Annotated in this window: 15 protein-coding genes; 8 read left to right on the forward strand and 7 right to left on the reverse strand. The window is 47.1% G+C overall.

Annotation, left to right across the window (positions count from 1 at the left end; all coding sequences use genetic code 11):
* Positions 1-59: 59 nt before the first annotated feature.
* Together EQU24_RS16215 and EQU24_RS16220 are read right to left on the reverse strand one after the other, a co-directional pair.
* The gene (locus EQU24_RS16215; protein WP_017842580.1) at positions 60-2,240 is read right to left on the reverse strand and encodes a putative bifunctional diguanylate cyclase/phosphodiesterase; all 2,181 of its coding nucleotides are present in this window, start codon (positions 2,238-2,240) and stop codon (positions 60-62) included.
* Positions 2,230-3,012 carry an oxygen-binding di-iron domain-containing protein gene (locus tag EQU24_RS16220; protein WP_014147596.1) on the reverse strand — a complete coding sequence of 261 codons (783 nt, stop codon included), beginning with the start codon at positions 3,010-3,012 and terminating at the stop codon, positions 2,230-2,232. The genes EQU24_RS16215 and EQU24_RS16220 overlap by 11 nt, the downstream gene beginning before the upstream one ends.
* Positions 3,013-3,857: 845 nt before the next feature.
* Between EQU24_RS16220 and EQU24_RS16225 the strand changes: the two genes are divergently transcribed.
* On the forward strand, positions 3,858-5,309 hold the full coding sequence (locus EQU24_RS16225) for a circularly permuted type 2 ATP-grasp protein (protein WP_017842579.1): 1,452 nt from the start codon (positions 3,858-3,860) through the stop codon (positions 5,307-5,309).
* Positions 5,309-6,280, forward strand: a complete 972-nt coding sequence (locus EQU24_RS16230; RefSeq protein ID WP_014147594.1) for an alpha-E domain-containing protein — start codon at positions 5,309-5,311, stop codon at positions 6,278-6,280. Before EQU24_RS16225 ends, EQU24_RS16230 begins: the two co-directional genes overlap by 1 nt.
* Before the next feature lie 196 nt (positions 6,281-6,476).
* On the opposite strand, the gene EQU24_RS16235 is transcribed toward EQU24_RS16230, so the two are convergent.
* Together EQU24_RS16235 and EQU24_RS16240 are read right to left on the reverse strand one after the other, a co-directional pair.
* Entirely contained in the window at positions 6,477-9,161 is a 2,685-nt protein-coding gene (locus tag EQU24_RS16235) for a bifunctional acetate--CoA ligase family protein/GNAT family N-acetyltransferase (RefSeq protein ID WP_017842577.1), read from the reverse strand.
* A 235-nt stretch (positions 9,162-9,396) separates the two neighbouring features.
* Entirely contained in the window at positions 9,397-9,666 is a 270-nt protein-coding gene (locus EQU24_RS16240; protein WP_017842576.1) for a hypothetical protein, read from the reverse strand.
* Positions 9,667-9,825: 159 nt separating this feature from the next.
* Between EQU24_RS16240 and EQU24_RS16245 the strand changes: the two genes are divergently transcribed.
* Both EQU24_RS16245 and EQU24_RS16250 read left to right on the forward strand, forming a co-directional pair.
* On the forward strand, positions 9,826-10,041 hold the full coding sequence (locus EQU24_RS16245) for a hypothetical protein (protein ID WP_138767199.1): 216 nt from the start codon (positions 9,826-9,828) through the stop codon (positions 10,039-10,041).
* 159 nt (positions 10,042-10,200) lie between these two features.
* Positions 10,201-10,611, forward strand: a complete 411-nt coding sequence (locus EQU24_RS16250; RefSeq protein WP_138767200.1) for a hypothetical protein — start codon at positions 10,201-10,203, stop codon at positions 10,609-10,611.
* Positions 10,612-11,302: 691 nt separating this feature from the next.
* Here EQU24_RS16250 and EQU24_RS16255 read toward each other — a convergent pair.
* Entirely contained in the window at positions 11,303-12,748 is a 1,446-nt protein-coding gene (locus EQU24_RS16255) for an HDOD domain-containing protein (RefSeq protein WP_017842573.1), read from the reverse strand.
* Between the two features lie 336 nt (positions 12,749-13,084).
* Positions 13,085-13,681, reverse strand: coding sequence for a DedA family protein (locus tag EQU24_RS16260; RefSeq protein WP_017842572.1), 597 nt, complete (start codon positions 13,679-13,681; stop codon positions 13,085-13,087).
* 106 nt (positions 13,682-13,787) lie between these two features.
* On the opposite strand from EQU24_RS16260, the gene EQU24_RS16265 reads away from it, so the two are divergent.
* Complete coding sequence (locus tag EQU24_RS16265; protein WP_017842571.1) at positions 13,788-15,392, forward strand: SagB/ThcOx family dehydrogenase; 1,605 nt, start codon at positions 13,788-13,790, stop codon at positions 15,390-15,392.
* Positions 15,393-15,757: 365 nt separating this feature from the next.
* The gene (locus EQU24_RS16270) at positions 15,758-16,339 is read left to right on the forward strand and encodes a DUF4405 domain-containing protein (protein WP_017842570.1); all 582 of its coding nucleotides are present in this window, start codon (positions 15,758-15,760) and stop codon (positions 16,337-16,339) included.
* A gap of 172 nt (positions 16,340-16,511) precedes the next feature.
* Here EQU24_RS16270 and EQU24_RS16275 read toward each other — a convergent pair whose 3' ends face one another.
* Positions 16,512-17,099 carry a Tll0287-like domain-containing protein gene (locus EQU24_RS16275; protein ID WP_235726436.1) on the reverse strand — a complete coding sequence of 196 codons (588 nt, stop codon included), beginning with the start codon at positions 17,097-17,099 and terminating at the stop codon, positions 16,512-16,514.
* A 460-nt stretch (positions 17,100-17,559) separates the two neighbouring features.
* Here EQU24_RS16275 and mgtE point away from each other — a divergent pair, with 460 nt between their 5' ends.
* Together mgtE and EQU24_RS16290 are read left to right on the forward strand one after the other, a co-directional pair.
* Positions 17,560-18,912: a magnesium transporter gene (gene mgtE, locus EQU24_RS16280; RefSeq protein ID WP_017842568.1), complete on the forward strand. Its 1,353-nt coding sequence runs from the start codon at positions 17,560-17,562 to the stop codon at positions 18,910-18,912.
* Between the two features lie 536 nt (positions 18,913-19,448).
* Positions 19,449-19,895 carry an inorganic diphosphatase gene (locus EQU24_RS16290; protein WP_235726435.1) on the forward strand — a complete coding sequence of 149 codons (447 nt, stop codon included), beginning with the start codon at positions 19,449-19,451 and terminating at the stop codon, positions 19,893-19,895.
* Positions 19,896-20,011 lie beyond the last annotated feature (116 nt).

Consider the following 20,011-nt stretch of genomic DNA (forward strand, 5'->3'; position numbering starts at 1 on the left):
AGAGCCGACTCGAACTCCAGCTCCCTCTATCCCACTGCGTTTCATCGAAACACCCGGCTTCAGATTTTACTATCCGGCAAACTATCGAGCGGCAAACCGATATGAAATCCTTGTCCGAAATTGATCCCCATGCTTTTCAGTAAATCAAAGATTTCCTCGGACTCGACAAACTCGCCGATCGTCAGGATATCGAGCTCCTGACACAAATTCGACAAATTGCGCACCAGCGCCCGGTCGATCTTGGAATTAACGATATTGCGCACGAAAGCGCCGTCGATCTTGACATATTCGAAGCGTAATTCGCGCAAATAATGAAACGAGTTATAACCGCTCCCGAAATCGTCCAAAGCAAATGCAAATCCCTTTTTGCGTAGATTGGTTAGAAATTTCCCCATATGCGTAATATCGCCTATTGCGTCGCGTTCAAGAATTTCGAACACGATACTGCTCGGCGGCACCTCCAATTGCGCACATAACTCCTCCGCATAGCCTAAAATACCGCGGCCTTGAATTTCCTGAGCCGATAAATTGATGAACAAGCGTTTCGGTCGGCCCTGCGTCTGCATAATCGCTTTATTGGCCTCGACGACCTTACGCACCATTATCCGGTCCAATTCGCGGCCCAAACCGTATTTTTCGATCGTTTCAATGAACTGACCGGCGGCTGTAATTTTTCCATCGGTTTCAATTAAACGAGCAACCGACTCATACGCAAAGACTTCACCGGTTTTGCAATCGACAATCGGCTGAAAATAAGGCTGGATGCGTTCTTCTCGAAGCGCCAACCGTAAATCTTCGACAAACGAACGGCTATCGCGCATGATTTGCGTCAAATGTGCGGCCGCATCGAATTCGCAAACTTCGTTCTTACCCAAGCCCTTGGCTTTATATAACGCCACATCGACGCCCGACATTAAATCTTCGACAGTCTGCATGTCGCGCGGATAACTAATGATGCCGACCGATGTCGTAATATGAAAACCCTTTCCTGTCGGCGTTTTGAACGCAATGCTTTGCAAATTGGCCCGAATCGACTCGGCCGCGACCTTAGCGCCTTCCGGCGAAGTTTCCGGCAGAATGATTGCGAATTCATCACCGCCCATACGCGTTGCAATATCACCCTTGCGCATATGAGAAGTAATCGATTCGGCGATTATTTTCAACACCTCATCGCCTAATGGATGCCCGTACGAGTCGTTGATATCCTTAAAATCGTCAAGATCGAGCAACAACACCGAAAACTGATGCTTATGCCTTTCCGATCGCCCAATCTCGTATTCCAGCATATCGTTGAAATAACGGCGATTATGAATCCCGGTCAAAGGATCATGTATCGAATAATATTCCAATTCGGACAGCGTTCGGCTCAATACCTTGCTAGACCCGACCACCATCACCATTACCGACAACAAAGAACGAACGATTGCTTGTTCTTGGGCCGTTAACGTATTAACCGATGCATAGGCAATGCCTAAAAGCCCATCCAAACCGTAAGCCTGATCCGGAACCGGCACGGTAATCATCTTGATATCGCAGACATCGATTAAATTAAACTCACAGGGAATTTCATACTCTTCGATATCGAGTAACGCATTCTCCGGTAAGCCAAGTTGACTGAGCATGTCTTTGGCAAGACGGCCGCGAACTTCTTGTTTTGCCGCATCGGAGTAATTCCCCATGTAATAAAAATACAAGGACAAGCCATGCTCTTCGGCAAACGCAATAAAGAAAAAGTTAAACGGAAAAATTTCATGAAAACCGATCAGTATCTCCTGAACAAACTCTTTCCATTGCGATACTTTCTCATGCGAAAAGATAATATTTTCCAACACTTGGCTCTGCCGTTCGAGCAACCCCTTTTCAACCAACACCGAAGCCAAATAAGAGGTGGTTTCACCCAATTCGTCGACTACCGATTTCAAATATTTTCCGTTTTTATACCATTGGCGCTGCCTTTCATCGACCAGCTTTTCGAAGGCCATATCAAGGCTTTGACAATCCGTGATCGCTTTACGGAACATCCCAACGGTCACAGGATCGTCGATACGCGCCAGGACTTGTTCAAAATTTTCTAGAATCTCGCCATGGACACGGCGCACCAAAGCGCTGATTGAAGATGCGAAACTTCGAGTTCGCGTTTGACTTTCAAGAAGCGAAAAAAGCTGGTTCATCAAGCGAACACGCAAATCCTCGATATGATCAGGATAAGCAGGCGCGCCTTTACCAGAATCATGACGCATTTCGGCTCTCCATCTCGAAATGCCCGCTTCTGGTCATTAAATCGACACCGCATTGAAGCGTCTTAAACCAATTCAAAAAATCTGCTACGGCCCGTCCTCGATAAACCGGTCCATGCTGAGGAGCCAGCATCTCGATATCCAAAACCGATACGGCATCGACCCAAAGACGCGCGGCTTTGTTGGAAACCATATAGCGACGGTGAAATCCTTCTATGTAAGGTAAGTGCGCGGCAAAATCGTCGACAAATTCATATTCGACATCGACAGGCAGCATCGCCGCACCAATATCGCCGGTGAACAACACTTTGGCTATGGGGTCGTAGACATTGATCTGACCCTCTGAATGCAAGAAATGCGCGGGAACCAATTGCAATACAAAATCTTCAGCAAAGCGGCACTGCTTTCCCGCATCCGGAACCCCAACAAATTGAGCCATGCTGGCAATACCATAGTGCGGCAAAAAGCGGAGCCAGATGCTGGATACATATACTGGAGCATCGGTCAACTCCAACCAAGTAGACAAGCCGCCGACGATATCGGGGTCTTGATGCGACAAAATAATCGCTTTAATTTGTTCGGTCTTGATGTAGCGCAACAATTCGGTGAGCACGCTCGGCATCACTCCGAATCCGCCCGGATCAAGCAAAACACCATTATCACCATGCACGACGAGATATTGATTGGAACGAATTCCCTCCTCCTCGCCAGGCTCGCTTTCATTCAATAATACGAATTTATGTTCACCCGAATCGAACAGTTTAATGTTACGCATAAATTTTTCTCCTATTTTATAGTTTACTAATTTCCATTATCACAATCAGCATGCAGAAATTTTGCATTACATATCAAAGCTATAAAGAATCCATGCAAAAACCCGCACACCAACTTTGCCGGCATCAAAACTCTACCCAATAACCTTATGAATAACAAGGATAAAAACCGCTGCATCAAACGCCTCATTCAAACCGAAACTTTCTTATATCATCATCGTAGATCAAAATTCGGCACCGGGGTGCCCGTCAAAGGACGCCGTGAATACGTCCATGTAGGCTCTATGCCAGCATCCATGCTGGCATAGAGCCTTTGCCGAGCACCCCGGCGCCTCCTTAAGCATCGCCGAAATTTGAAGTGCGAAAGGTATAAAAAAACCAACCCGCAACCTTAATGCACGCTTAACAAAAAATGCAATGCGTTCAGTAACATTCTGCTTACCGGTTCACTAATTTGCACGTCTACTTCGCGCGATCGCATTGACACGCACGGGAATTGAATGCACCAATATGGACAAAAAATAAATTGGCACGCATCACTTTGGACAATTAAGCCCCCACCATATTGATCGTAGTTCAATTTCCGTTACTGATAATGAGACAACTATAGAATTCGGCCAGTGCTTAAAAATGAAAAAATGTCTCTCTGCCAGCGCACGCTATTAAATCGAGACCAAAATTTCATTATAAAGGGTGTATTATTGACTATGTCCTATCTTTGGTTCGTAAGTTTTTTGATCACTATTCAATTCTGAAATATACCAGGAAAGCGCCTCTTCTTTTCATTAACTGGCACTTTTTATGCTTATTATTTCTTAGCCCCCCCTTTTTAAGAAACAGAATTTTTATGCCTAGCATTTGGGAAAACTACAAAACCGAAAACGCATACGACGAACTGATGCATTCGGAGTTTCAACCACGAGCGGTCAGCTACAATCTATGCCAGTACTTGAATACACTCAATAAGGAAGATATCGACAAACGCAAAACCGCCGCCGAACTGGCAATCATGGAAATGGGAATTACGTTTACCGTCTATAGCGACGAAGGCAATATCGATAGGGCTTGGCCTTTCGATATCATTCCTAGGATCATCGATGCAAAAGAATGGCACATCATCGAACGAGGTCTTAAACAGCGCTTATCTGCGCTCAATTACTTTATTAGCGATGTCTATGACAAACAGTCCTTTATCAAGGAAGGCCTGATTCCCGGCGACATCATCAACAGCTCGAAAAACTTTCGTAAGGAATGCATCGGAATGAAGCCTAGACATAACGTTTGGGCCAACATTTGCGGCACCGATTTGGTGCGCGACCGAGACGGCATGATGTATGTTTTGGAAGACAACCTCAGAGTGCCATCGGGTGTTTCCTACATGCTGGAAAACCGTGTCATTACTAAGCGCGTTTTTCCGGAATTATTGCAAGACATTAATATTCTGCCGATCGACGACTATCCGACACAACTGCTTGAAATGTTATCGTCGATTGCACCGAATCAAAACGGACGTCCTCAAATCGCGGTATTAACACCCGGCATCTATAATTCGGCTTATTTCGAACACGCCTATTTGGCCCAACAAATGGGCGCACAATTGGTCGAAGGCTGCGACCTGATGGTCGACGATGACGATTGCGTGTACATGCGCACGATCGAAGGACCGGAAAAAGTCGATGTGATTTACCGACGTATCGACGACGATTTTCTTGATCCGGAAGTGTTCCGCAAAGACTCGGTATTGGGCGTGCCCGGCCTAATGCGCGCATGGCAAGCCGGTAATGTGGCACTTGCCAATGCACCGGGAGCCGGCGTTGCCGACGACAAGGTCGTCTATGCCTATGTACCGGAAATGATACGCTATTACCTGAATGAAGAACCGATTTTGCCTAATGTCGAAACCTATCTCTGCAGTCACAGCGAACATCTCGATTATGTCCTCGCACACCTGGCCGAACTCGTCGTCAAACCTGCTAACGAATCCGGCGGTTACGGCATGCTGGTCGGGCCTCATTCAACCGCAAAGGAAGTCGAGGCCTTTAGAAAGGTCATTCTCAAAAATCCTCGCAATTATATAGCCCAACCCACGCTAGCTATTTCGACTTCGCCGACTTTATGTAAGGATATTTTAGAGCCTCGCCATATCGATCTGCGCCCGTTCATACTGCAAGGCGAAAAAACCTTTGTCACCGCAGGAGGACTCACCCGCGTCGCGCTCAAAAAAGGCTCGCTGGTCGTCAACTCCTCTCAAGGCGGCGGCAGTAAAGATACATGGATTATCAACCGGGAGAACGACTAATGCTGTCACGCTCCGCCGAACGCCTCTATTGGCTCGCCCGTTATCTGGAACGCACCGAAAATCTTGCTCGTCTAGTTAGCGTACACATGAATTTATTAATGGACCTGCCCAAAGGGGTCGAGATGGGCTGGCAACAATTGATCCATATCAACGGTTGTCAAGAGGCCTTTCATGAACATTACAAACTGGCTCAAGAGCGTAATGTTACACGCTTTCTATTAACGGATCCCGGCCATCGAAATTCCCTTTTTTCATGCCTGAGCCTTGCCCGCGAAAATATTCGCACGACACGCGAGCTATTGCCCGACGAAGCTTGGGAACAAGTCAACGAACTTTACTTATATACTAAAAAACATCTGGATTCGGTGTCGAGCCGGCGCATGAGGGTTTTATTTCTGAATGAAATCCTCGAAGGTTGCCAGCGATTTACCGGTCTACTTTCCGGCTATATGAGCCACGACCATCCTTACCATTTCATTTTGCTCGGCAGAAACATCGAACGGGCCGACATGACTAGCCGGATATTGGACTTGAGTTCGTTATTACTGTCAGAATCGCGCAGCGATGAAATGCGCCAATATGAAAGCCTGCTGTGGATGAATGTGTTGCAGTCCTTGAATGCGCTATTGATGTATCGCCGCCATGTACGCAGCCGAATCAAAGGCGACGACGTGTTAAATTACCTGATATTGGATAGCGCGCTGCCGCGCTCGATTAATTGCTGCCTTTACGAAATGGCCGACGCCATCGGTAAATTGCCTAATCACGATAAACTGCCTGAAGATGTCGCCGACCTGAAAAACTTTGTGCAGTCGATCGACACGCGGCAAACCACTCAATTGCAATTGCGCAATATCCTCGATCAATTACAAACGAAACTGGCTTTTTTACACGAACGTATCGCGAACAATTGGTTTTCAGCCCACTCGGTAGACGATGCCGTCATTCAACAAGAACAAAAAGCCCATTGAGCCGGAAACCATCTAATTTACCCAACTACCGTCAAGTTCTTCAGGGCAAATAATCTTATACCTTTCGCAATTCAAATTTCGGCAGTGCCGGAGGAGGCCTCGGGGTGCTCGGTAAATGCTTTACCTACATGGACGTATTTACGGCGTCCTTTGACGAGCATCCCGAGGCCGAATTTTCATCTACGATGGGTATATCTCACATCCTTAAGTCCTTCACGACTCTAACGACTTCACTATCGCCGTGAATGGGCTCGATCGTAAAGCCGAGTTTTTTAACCAACGACAACATCGGCTTGTTAATCGCAAGCACCTCGCCTTCAAAAAATGATATCCCTTTATATTTTGCTGCCTGCATCAGCGTCTTCATGATCCTCGAACCTATCCCCATTCCATGGCACTCATCGGAGACCACGACAGCAAACTCGACCGAATGCCCGTCCGGATTAGCCATGTAACGGCCGACGCCTAACTCATTAGGCTTTCCGTCTTGTTCTTCGGTCACAGCTATAAACGCCATTTCACGGTCATAATCGATTTGCGTAAAACGCACCACCATATCCGGCGTCAACTCCTGCAACGCTTGCATGAACCGGAAATATTTCGAGCGCTCCGATAGCTTATGTACAAAATCCTTCTCCATCTCGGCATCCTCGGGACGAATCGGGCGAATACAAATATTCATGCCGTTCGGCAATTGATAATGCTGAATCATCTCATGCGGATAGGGATGAATCGTCATATGGCTATAGGGGCTCAACTGATGCGAAACACAGGCCTTGATCCGCGCATCGACTGCCATCACCCCTCTATCGTCGACAATCAATGGATTGATATCGAGCTCCACTATTTCCGATAATTCGCTGACCATGCTCGACACGTTCAGCAAGGTGTTGACCAAGGCTTTCATATTGACCGGCGGCAATTGACGAAAAGCCTGAAGATACTTAGCCGCCTTAGTCTTGGCAATCATCTTCTCGACCATATATTCGTTCAAGGGCGGTAAACCCACCGCTTTATCGTGCAGAATCTCAACCATCGTTCCGCCTAAACCGAAACTGATCGCAGGTCCGAAAACCGGATCGCGAATGACGCCGATCATAAGTTCGCGCCCATTGAAAGACTTATGCATCGGCTCGACCGTCATCATTACTTTGTCGATCTCGGGATACTTTTGCTTGATCAGACTCTCCATTTCCTGAAAATGATGCGAAATATCCTTGGCACTCGAGATATTCAAGCGAACGCCGCCGATATCGGACTTATGACTAAACTCGGACATGTTGACTTTCAACACGACCGGAAAACCCATCGTCTCGGCCGCGATCATCGCATCCTTTGGACTATCGACTTTAATCGTCTGCGAAACCGGAATCCTGAAAGCGGCTAGAATCGCCTTGGATTCCTGAGTCGTCAGAATTTCGCGGCTCTCGGCCAATACCCGCTCGATAATCAAGCGAGCGCCGTCGATATCGGGCGTCGCCAGCTCATTTTCCGCACTAGGTATCTGTTTGAGAAGAATTTGGTTTTGTGTGTATTGCGCCAGAAACGAAAATGCATCGACAGCGACTTCAGGCGTACCGAAGTGGGCTACCGTGCTATTATCGAACAAAGCTCGCCCCTCTTCGACGCGCTTTCCGCCGGTCCAGGACGCCAACACCGGTTTCCGTGTCGTTTTGGCCGCTTCAATAACCAGTTCTGCGACTTGCGTCGGATTGGTCATCGCCTGCGGCGTCAGAATACAGAGCACGCCGTCGATGTTCTCGTCTTTCAGACAAATATCGAGCGCCTGTTTATAGCGTTCCGGCGTCGCATCGCCGAGAATATCGATCGGGTTGGCATGAGACCAATGCACCGGCAACACCTTATTTAACGCATCAAGACTGGCCGCACTCAAACCAGCCATCGCCACGCCGGTTTCCTCTGCACGATCGGTACTCATCACCCCGGGGCCTCCGGCGTTGGTAATAATCGCTAGACGGTTCTGTTTGACGACATAATTATTGGCCAGTACCCGCGCCGCCGAAAAAAGCTGTGCAATACTGTAAGCCCTCACCACGCCGGCCCGTTCGATCGCCGCATCGAATACATCATCGCCGCCGACCATCGCGCCGGTATGCGACATTGCCGCCTTGCTGCCGCTTTCATGGCGCCCCGATTTAATCAAAATCACCGGTTTCAAGCGAGCCGCAGCCTTCAAACCGCTCAAAAAACGCCGTGCATCACGGATACCTTCGACATACATTAGAATGCCGGTCGTCTTGCTATCGAGCGCCAGATAATCCAATACCTCGCCAAAATCGACATCGGCAGCCCCCCCCATCGAGACAACCGTTGAAAAGCCGATATCCTGCGACTGCGACCAATCCAAAATGGCGGTGCAAACCGCACCGGATTGAGAAAGCAACGCTAGATTACCGTCCTTGATCACCCCGCTGCCGAAGGTCGCATTCAAATGCCCGCTCGGACGAATAATGCCGAGACAGTTAGGACCGACGATGCGGATACCGTACCGACGGGCAATATCAAGCACTTCTTGTTGTAAACGCTTGCCTTCACTACCCAGTTCGCCGAAACCCGCGGTAATAATCACCACCGAATCCACGCCTTTTTCGCCGCACTGCCGTACGATGTCCGGCACGGTCAATGCCGGTGTAGCGATAACGGCCAGCTCGATCTTGTCTGGTACCGCATCGATATTGGGATAGGCTTTCAAACCGGAAATTTGCTTCCGTTTGTTATTGACAGGATAGAGACCGCCCCTAAAGCCGGCTTCCTGCATATTAGCTAAAATCCGATGACCGACGCTTTCGATGCGTTCCGAAGCGCCGATGACGGCAACGGTTTTAGGCGTAAAAAATCGACTGAGATAATGTGGACCCATAATTACTCCGTAGTCGTATGGGGGATTGGAATAGCCCGCAATAGCTTAAACGCTGTCTTAAAATTCGATGCTTTATGAAAGAGCAAGGCAGAGCCAACTATTCACCGCTAGTGCTTAATTTCACAAATAAGCGATACAAAAACCAATCATAACAACATGATTATAAAGTGCTTTCAGTTTTCGCTGATTAACGCAATTAAGCACTAGCAGTCATTAAATCGCTAAATACTTACCCTTATTGATCCTTAACATTCACCATTACCCGGTAACAATATTCCGTGGAATCCTTAGTGCATTGAATCTGAGATAAAATACCTTTTCCGATCAAACCATCTAAAGATTGCTCGATAACCAATCGTTCGTAGCTACAAAAACATCCATAAATAAAACGTTTAGGACAGTCGGGACAATCCTTATCATTTTCAAATAGCGGCCGAATATGCTCATGCCAAGCATCGATAGCTTTTAATACTGAAAGCTCTGTATTGGATAAGTCTTCTTTCATTTTATTTTTCCACCCACTAATGAAAATCACTCTATCTTATCAAGTAACCGGCTTATTCAGTCGGCACAAAAAACATTGAATTAAAACAAGAGATAGTATGCGACTTTTCAATATGTGCAAAGGCTAATTAATCCTGACCGTTCAATAAAACATCTCAACTTGAAGATACGAAACACCTTTGGCGATGTAAAGACGGCGAACTACCATCAAATTCACCTGCGCCCAACGGCTATCAACAACATGAAATATACCTTTCACACTTCAAATTTCGGCAGTGCATTAGAGAACACAGGGGCTATCGGTCGATTTTTGCCCATCGGCAAGAACACCTCACAGCTTTTGATCCACAAATTGGGCATTGCTGTCCTGAAATAAACCACCAATTTCCGTGAAAGGTTGATGAAAGGAAGTATCGATACAATACTATCCATACAAAAAACAGCTTACGCTTTATTTTCGAATCTTAGTTTTTAAAGCAGTGCGAAAAAATCGATATGTATTTTGATTAATCAACTTTTTTACGGTAAAGCAGACATGACATTATCGACCAATATAAAAATCGCAATTTTTATGTCCGTATTGACGGCTATCCTAATCATGCCCGGAGCCGCTTTTTGGTTACTTGAATCGATTGTAATCGGCATGTTTGAAGTGCTTGAATTAGCACTAGATGAAGTTGTCGAGCATCTTTTTCATACCAGTAGACACACGACTCAGGTTATCGTGTTTTACATTATGTGGGGTCTGTTTATCGGTGCCGGTTATTGGTTGTATCGCTATTCAAAGCGCTTATATTTCAACGCCAAAACCGAATTTCCGGATTGGTGGTTTAAAACCCGCGAACAGGCGACATTAAACTGGCAGGAATTACCGTTTAGTAAAAAAATTAAAATGATTTCCGGTTGCTCGCTCGGCGCGGCATTTGTTGCCATAATCGTCTTATAAGCTCTCCCGATTAACAAATCGCATCAGCCACGAAAGACAATTTGCAAACCACGTTTAGGCACTGCAGCGTCCGTAAACGGCATCGTAAAACTAAAGGCTTGACCCGCTAGATGAGGGAATGCCAAGGAGAGCTGACATGCGGGTTTTGCATGAGCCATATTTCCAGAACACCACGGCGTTTTTATACGCCAATACTAAAATTTGACGTTCGATAAGTAAAAACTGATTGCGGAGACCATCCCATCAGATTAAGTTCTTGCCGATAGGAAGCAATTTCCCCCTAATGCTTCCGTGCTTTGAGAGTTGGAAAAGAGAATTTTCCAACTCTTTTTTTTGCCTTCCCTTTGTGAATGGGCAAACATGCCATTACTCGTGCCGGAACCCATTCAGCGGAGATCGACGATACCTTTACGGTTCTGCAGATCCCATACTTATCGAACTGAAAGAGCCATATTTTAAGGAGGTGTCGTGATTTTTTTGGCTAGTATATCGATCAGGGAGTCATACCCATCGAAGATCAAAATTCGGCACCGGGGTGCCCGCCAAAGGACGCCTTGAACCCATCACCTAAATACCATAGCTCATTGGCCATGATTAATTGTCTTGGATAATTTAGGTGCCGGGCTGTCAAGCGAGTTACCGAACCCGCTACAAAACTCATAATTACAGGACGTTATTTATCACGAAATCCTTACCTCGCTTGCATACGGTAGAGAGATAGACCAATATTGGCCTGTTGAACAAAATGCTTAAACGCCTTGAGATCATCCTCGGTCAATTCGAAATTGCTGTAGGCGCGATCGCAATAAATTAGGCCGATAGGTTTATCTCCTGAACAAACAGCCATCAATAAACAAGGCTGTTTACCGATCGTCTTAACATCGCTTGCGCTATACAAAGATTCGTTTTCTTTCGGGTTTACCCAATAACCCTCGTGATTGGTAATCGCTTGAAAAAACAAATTAGGCGGAGACTGACTAAGCTCAAAGCGAATCTTTTGTAAATAACTATCCTTACGCCAACCCAAAGCCACTTTCTCCAACAATGCATTTTTATCTTTTGTCAAAAGAGCGAAAATGGTTCGATCCATGCCGATTCCGCGTTGAATACCCTCCAATACGGTTTCAAGCAACAGGTTAATATCGATTCTTCCACTCAATATTGTGGTGATATCTTGCAAAATTTGAAATTGCAACATCTTTCGATCCACATTTTGCGCCGACGCATTCGCTTCGGAATTTTGCCGAACATTATGTTGAATTAAATTCGAAGCCTCCGTTGCGCCGAAATGACAAGCGATATTTGCCGCAATGTCGGTATTTTTACGGAGACTCGCCTCAATCGCTTGTTTCGACAGTCCGGTCATGGCCTCGATTTTTTCGACACAGGCGTAATAACTTTGCGTACCGACTCCTTCTCGTAACGCTTCGACGACTTCGCAACCGACGCGAACGAATTTAACCCGCGGATCGACGTCTCTAGTGCTTTTTTTAATAGCCGCTTCGATCAAGCCTTTTAAATTCCAAGTTTTGCACAATGAAATATCCAAATCAGCCAGCTTGAAGCCCAATACTTGCTTTTCGGCCGCTTCGTTGCTTAGGCCGTTTTTCAGCAAAGCCTGAATTCTATCGCCCTGTGCTCCGCAAAAACACCAAAAGGTGATGCTTCCTATATTTTTGAGCAACGCCGCGATAAAAACCTCTTCGGGCGAAGGATCTTTCGCCGCGATCGCCAAAGCCTTGGCTTGAACCGCCGCATGAATAGCCTTGGCGATTTCTTCATTGGCGCGGCGCCTGTTGTTCGGCGACAAAATCGCTTCAAAAAGCGAGCAAGCCAGTGTCAGCTCTCGAATGACCTCGATACCGAGAATCACAATAGCCCGAGATACGGTCACCATCTGTTTTCGCGAAGGGTTGTAATAGATACTGTTGCTTAGCTTTAATAGTTTTGCCGTTAGATTGGGGTCTTGAAGTATCACAGGGGCAAGTTCCATCGCGCCTTTCTTTTCGTCCTCTATGATGTAGTTGATACTCTGCACGGTATCTGAAAATACCGGCATTTCCCGATCGCGCAATACTGCTGTCCAATCCTCAAGCGATCGAGGCTCGCCTTTAATTTCAGCATCCTGTTTTTTCATGCTTTGGTTATATGTTAAACATTCTTATATATGAATAGGCCGACGGGCTTGACGTCCATTATCCCAAATAAAAAGCATTTTCCCCACGAATTACACTAAAATAACGAAAAATCTCATTAGGTAGGATTTCGCGATAAATATACCTTTCGCACTTCATATTTCGGCAGTGCTAGAGGAGGCGCCTGGGTGTCCGACAAAGGCTTTGCCAGCATAGAGCCTACATGGACGTATTCACGGCGTCCTTTGGCGGACACCCAGGCGCCGAATTTTGATCTACGACGGGTATAACTTCCTGAAGTTATGAGTTTTGACCCAATCCTAAATATTTTAACGATTTTAACGCCTGCTACGCCTTTGTTTTACATAAAAAAACAAATACCCTCCCGCAATTGCCGCGATGATAAATACCACGATATTCGCTTGCATGACATACACCACGACGGCTTTACCGTAATGATAATACAGCGAGAAAAAAACAATCGTCGAAATCGTACAAGCCAATAAGTCCGCTAATGCAAATTTGATAAAACTCATCTTGCCTAGCCCCGCGCACAAAAACAGCCCGTTTCTAACCCCAAAAGGAATAAAGCGACCTAGTATCAGCGTTGCAATACCGTGACTTTCGTAATATGCGTGAATCATTTCGACTCTTTTCGGCGGCACCATTTTAGCAAAAAAACGAATATGTAATATTTTAGGCCCGACGAATCGCCCCAAACTATAGCAGATCAAATCCGAACCGTAAGCACCTAGATAGACCGCGGCAAATAAATAAGGCAATTGATCCGGGTATTGCCTTGCCAACACCCCTGAAATAAACAGCATTGCATCCTCGGATACCGGAATATTGAGGCCTGCCAACAGCAGCGATCCGAAAATAATAAAATGAGCGTGTTCAATATGAGTTTGAATAAGAGCAATCAGCGTTTCCATGGATTAATCAAGTTTAAATAATGTTTAAATTTCTTTACATCGTCATGGCAGAGCCATTAAGACTGCTTTACAATCGGTTTGTCGATCACTCACCCCCGAAACAAGCATGGCATCGCCCCAACTCACCAGCATACTGGAATATCACCAACGCACCAAACACCATTTGGACCGTTATGCGAAAGGTCCAAACGGACTCGATTGGGCCGATCAACCGGACCCGTTCAGGCGTTTCGAAGGCTGTGAACGAATAAAATTACCTTTACCCCAAAACACCCCCTCACCCACCTATAACGAACTTCAAAACCCCGAGCTAATTCCATCACAGCCATTCAACATCAATAATCTGGGGCTTATGATGGCATTGAGCTTCGGGCTTTCCGCCTGGAAACAATACGGCGATGACCGCTGGGCCCTGCGCTGCAATCCGTCCAGCGGCAATCTGCATCCGACCGAAGCCTATTTAATCAATACAGCGGCAACCGACCTTCCTGCCGGTGTTTACCATTATTTAAGTCACGACCATGTCTTGGAAATGCGCGGCAATTGGCGTCAGACGCCAGCATTTAGCGGGATATTGATCGGTTTGAGCTCTATCCATTGGCGGGAAGCCTGGAAATACGGCGAACGCGCATTTCGCTATTGCCAACATGACATTGGACATGCACTCGGCGCGTTGCGCTATGCAGCAGCCGTTCTGGGCTGGTCGGTCGAACTGCTGGCCGAATGCGGCGACGAAGCGATTGCTCAACTACTCGGTCTGGACCGACACGATGAATTCATTGCCGAGGAAAACGAAGCCCCCGATTTATTATGTCGAATTCATGCAGGGTCTTGGACGAATCCCAACGATCGCTACTTAGCCGAACTTAGCGTCGACAATTGGTTTGGCAAGGCCAATCGCTTGAGCCGTTACCACCATTTTCATTGGCCTTTAATTGATGCGGCAGCACAAGCAGCTGCCAAATCAGCCACACAAGAAAACCACCAACATCCGGGGATAATCTTATCGCCACCACTAACTAACGGTTCCCAAAGCGCGTTCGAGATCATTCGGCAGCGGCGTAGCGCTCAACATTTCGACGGTCAAACGCCGATCGAGCTGAATCATTTTTATCGCATCTTGCAAGCTACGATGCCTGAAAACCTAATCCCCTTCGACCTTTGGCGTTGGCCTGCAAAGATTCATTTATTTTTATTCGTGCATCGCGTCGAAGGGCTGCAACCGGGTCTCTACGCCCTATCGCGGAATCAAGCCAGTTTTCAGATGCTGAAGTACAACACTCGCCCCGAGTTCTCTTGGCAAAAGGTCGAAGGCGCGCCTGAAACATTAAAACTTTACAACTTACTCAACGCCGATTGCCGTCGCGCAGCCAAAACGCTATCGTGCCATCAAGATATCGCCGCCGATAGCGCCTTCAGTTTAGCGATGGTCGCGGAGTTCGGCGATGAATTGGCAAAAGAACCGTGGCAATATCGCCGTCGATTTTGGGAAAGCGGCTTGGTCGGCCAAGCATTATATCTTGAAGCCGAAGCCATAGGAATGCGCGGAACCGGCATCGGCTGCTTTTTTGATGACGCGGTACACGAGGTTCTTGGAATAAACGACACCGGCCTACAAAGCATTTATCATTTTACGATCGGCAAGCCATTAGAAGACAGCAGGCTTCAAACACTGGCGCCTTACTTTCATCTACACAATGAACCGCGTTAAGGATTTTGAGGAACAAAGCTCAAGCAGAAACCTTTCAACCTAACGTTCATGAAGGCCTAGCCATCGCCCCGGCAAATGAAAGTTCTCTGGTGGCGGAGGGTGCGGTATTGCCAGCACAGAGCTTTGTATATCAAAAAATTAGATAAAGTGTCCAAATCTACGAACTTTCACAGTAAAAAGAGCAGTTGAGAGCCTCAAACTACCGTTCGCCCTGAGCCCGTCGAAGGGTGAACGGTAGTTTGAGGCTTCACCAAGACGGTGAAAGTGTTGTAGACCCTTCATGCTTCGACTTAGCTCAGCACGAACGGTCTACAACACATGTCAACTGCTCTTTTTAGGTTCAAGCATTTGCGGATAAACTGACAATGAAACGTAGCCAATTAAATTTCATCATCGATATCGTAGCCTTCGCGGGTTTTGTTTTTCTAACTACGACCGGCGTGCTGTTACGCTATCTGTTACCGCCCGGTAGCGGGCACTTCGCGACCATTTGGGGGCTTGACCGCCATCAATGGGGAACCGTTCATTACTGGGTGTCGGTGCTTTTTTTCGCGATATTGGCGTTGCACTTATTACTGCATTGGCGTTGGGTTGTCGGCTTCATTTCAGGACGTGTCACGGAAGGGTCGGGGCTGCGCTTAGGGCTGAGCCTAGTCGGCGTACTGACTTTGATCGCTTTCGCCGCTGCGCCGCTGGTCGCACCGATTGAAATATCGGGAGCATCCGGCAAACAACTACACGCATGGAATAACGGATCTCTAACAATACGAGGCAACATGACCTTAGTGGAGATAGCGCAGATTACCGGCGTACCGGTCGATTATTTAATGGAGCGACTGAACTTACCCGAGACAACGAACAAGACGGCAAAACTTGGGCAATTAAGCAGGCAATACCACTTCACGATCGCCGATGTCAGAAAAGCCGTAATCGACTATCGAAAATAAAATAGGGCTTTCATTGACGCCGTCTTTCGCCAGCCGAGAGTTTTAACCGCCATTAACGCCCATTTGCTTTTCATCATCACAATTATACCTTTCGCACTTCAAATTTCGGCAGTGCCTGAGGAGACTCCGAGGTGTTAGGTCGATTTTTGCTCCTGCTCTGCACCTTATTTTTCTATTCATGAGCCGATATCTGGCGCTTAATCGAAATCGCACCGCGTATTTCGCCGACACTATAATTTATTGCGTCGTCATTCGGGTATTCATGCGCCAATATCGCTTTTACCCCATCAGGCATATCTTCCGCTTTACCATGACATTGCAAACACATCGGCTGAGTCGGTATGGCTTTCAGATAACGAAACCAAAGCCCATCCGCTTCATCTACGATTGCAGACATTTCGAGCTCGTCGGTAGGTTCTCCAGACAAGTGATGCCTATCAAAACCTTCCAACTCGCGCCGCTCCCAGGTATCCGGCACTCCCATCGATTTGTTGCGGGATTTAAGCGATACCCGTTTCACAATCCATCCGTCTTTCGAATAATCGGCTGCCATTGCCGGCGCAATTTGTTTGCAAACAATGATCGCGTTTTCCGTGTCTGCCGTTTCCAGTAACGATTTCAGCTTTCTACCCAGCGACTGCATGAATTCATGGGCTGTTGCACGACTTTGTTCCAGATAATGAATTTGCTCTTTTGGGCTGTCGGCAAAGACCCACGTCGAAGCAGCCGAAGCAATTAAAATCAAAAGACTTTTTTTCATGAATTTTGGCATTTTATGCTCCTGACATGGAAAAATTGAATAAGAATGACATAACTTGCCCCCCCTCATTTCACCTTTGACAAGGGGACAATTACGACAATATTAGTAATATCTTAATTACTCGGAGTATCGAGACAAGAAAATTCCGCGATAACCCATCCAATCCGTATCATCTTCATACCGTTATTAAGTCTATATCGAAACAAACAACCGATGTAATAATCATTATGAATCATAAAGTTGACACTCTATCACTTGTTTAATAACCTATGCAGGCTGAATTGATCAGCGCTATCTAACGAGCCGATTATGGAAAGTTCCAGTCGAAATTTCAGTATAGATTTACACAATCCCTCTACAATGTCTAACGCGCATTCCTTGCCCGCCACTTTAGCGACAAATTGATTCAGTTTGTTTCCGCTGCGGGCAAACGAGTCCGCAAACAACCGGAGACAAACCGATGCCGACCGCCATCCTGAACGACTACTTGCGCCGTGCGATTGAGCGCAAAGATTACCAAGCCGTTCTTCAATTTCTAGAAGAGTTTCAAGCCGTCGACCTGGCTGAACTGCTGCAAACCGTTCCGGTCGATGCTGCCCGCGAATTGTTGATGTACTTACCGGTTGTGCAACGTGCGTCGGTTTTCGGGCATTTACCGGTCGACTGGCAGTCACAATTAACCACCGCAATGACCGATAAGGAAGTATCGCAGTTGCTACGCCATCTCGACGCCGACGAAGGCGCCGATTTGCTCCATGTTTTGCCTGAAAACCGTCACGACCGTGTGCTGCGTAAGATCGCTCATGCCGAACGCGAAGCACTCAGACGCCTAGCGAGTTACGAAGAAGGCACAGCCGGCGCGATCATGACCAGCGATTATATGACCGTACCAGCCGAAATCACAGTTGGCAAAGCACTCGACGTCATTCGAAAAAGCGCCCCCAACGCCGAATTGATATACCAAATTTATACCGTCGACGCTCAATATCGTCTAATCGGCACGCTATCGTTACGCGAGCTAATCATGAACAAACCGGAAGCGCGAATCAAGGATGTAATGACTACCGAAATGGTGAAAACTAAACTATCGGCTAAGCAAGAAGATGCCGCCAAATTAATCAGTCGTTACGATTTACTGAGCTTACCGGTCGTCGACGACGACGAACGTTTGGTCGGCATCATTACCTATGACGATGCAATGGACGTTGCCGAGGCAGAGGCGACCGAAGACATGCACAAAGGCGCAACAATCGGCCCGTTGGCCGGCAACTTTCGCGATGCGAGGTTATTTACGCTTTACCGCAAACGTATTGTCTGGTTACTGCTCTTGGTCTTCGGTAATTTAATTTCCGGTGCCGGAATCGCTTATTACGAAAATATAATTGCCGCTTATGTCGTACTGGTGTTCTTTTTACCGCTACTCATCGGCAGCGGCGGCAATGCCGGATCGCAAGCCGCGACACTGGTCGTGCGCGGCATTGCCACCGGCGATGTCACAATCAGCGACTGGCGTAAATTACTGCTAAAGGAAATCGCTGTCGCAAGCGGATTAGGTCTAACCATGGCCGCTGCAGTTTCATTGATCGGCGCTTATCGGGGCGGCTTCGACATTGCCTGGGTGGTCGCACTGAGCATGATCTGTATCGTAATGATCGGAAGCCTGGTGGGGCTCTGTCTGCCTTTTATCTTGAACCGATTGGGCTGGGATCCTGCCACCGCTAGCGCGCCCTTAGTCACAACGCTCGCCGACGCCTCTGGGGTGTTGATTTATTTCTGGATAGCAGCATGGATACTACATTTGCCGGCGCCTTAACCCATACGCTTCAAACTAAAAACGGTCACCTCCCTCCGCTCTATCACAAATTGCTATAAAGCACCCAGCAATTCCCAATTTGGAGATCAAAAAGGGTGTGGGGTATGCTTGGCGAGGATGTCGGCAGCAGGGCAGATTTTTGCTCCTCGGCAATTGCTCCTGCATTGCCCTACTACACGCCATCCTTGGCGTAATGCAAAATCTGCATTCACGCCATCCTTGGTGTTTGAGCTGCCGCCAAGCCCCCATGGATGGGTTTACGGTGTTCCTCGACAGGCATACCCCACACCCTAAAATCGGCGAAACTGCTCAAACTGGGAATTGCTGGCATTATCGATACCGATATGCTGAAACTCTGTTTTGGTGATGGGGCCAAGCATTATCCGTCTGCAGAACGTTGGTCCGAAACGGCTGTATCTTTTTTGCTTGAGTTGAGCGTCCGCGATAATGGCTTAGCTCTATCCGTGCCTGGTTATTAGGCGTTAAATTGGTTTTTATTTCAGATGCATTCTATAAACACTCTCGAACAAGCCCCTTTGGTTAATGTCATTATTGAGACGCCTCGCGGCAGTTTTTTAAAGCGGGGTTCCACTGGAAAACTGGACTTCATCTCTCCGTTTCCCTGTCCATTCAACTATGGCTCAATTCCGGCTTATATCGGTACGGACGGCGATTTTTTGGATGCGGTCGTGCTGGGGCCGCGTCTTCCTTTAGGAGCATCGATTTCAGTTTATGCTTGGGGAACCGTTGGAATGATCGATGGAGGCATTTATGAAGATAAACTGATATGCGCTCAGAAACCCATCTCTGTGAGACAGCAGCGGCTTATTCTTCTGTTTTTCATGATTTATGCCAAGGCCAAATATCTGCTGAATTTAATCAAGGGGCGTAAGGGGCACAACAGCTGTGAAGGCTGGCACGATGCTGCAAGCGCATTAGCCAGGGCAATACCCTGTATTCATCAGGACAAAAATGCAGTTTAAACATTGGAATGGCTGGTTGCTATACCCATACCCAAGGAACTCTGGCCTTCATCGCTAGTCGTAATTACGGAGATAGTAAAACGTCGGTGAGTTTGTAGAGCTATCACGCAGATTCA

The sequence above is a fragment of the Methylotuvimicrobium buryatense genome (genome assembly GCF_005931095.1).
Taxonomy (GTDB): Bacteria; Pseudomonadota; Gammaproteobacteria; order Methylococcales; family Methylomonadaceae; genus Methylotuvimicrobium; species Methylotuvimicrobium buryatense.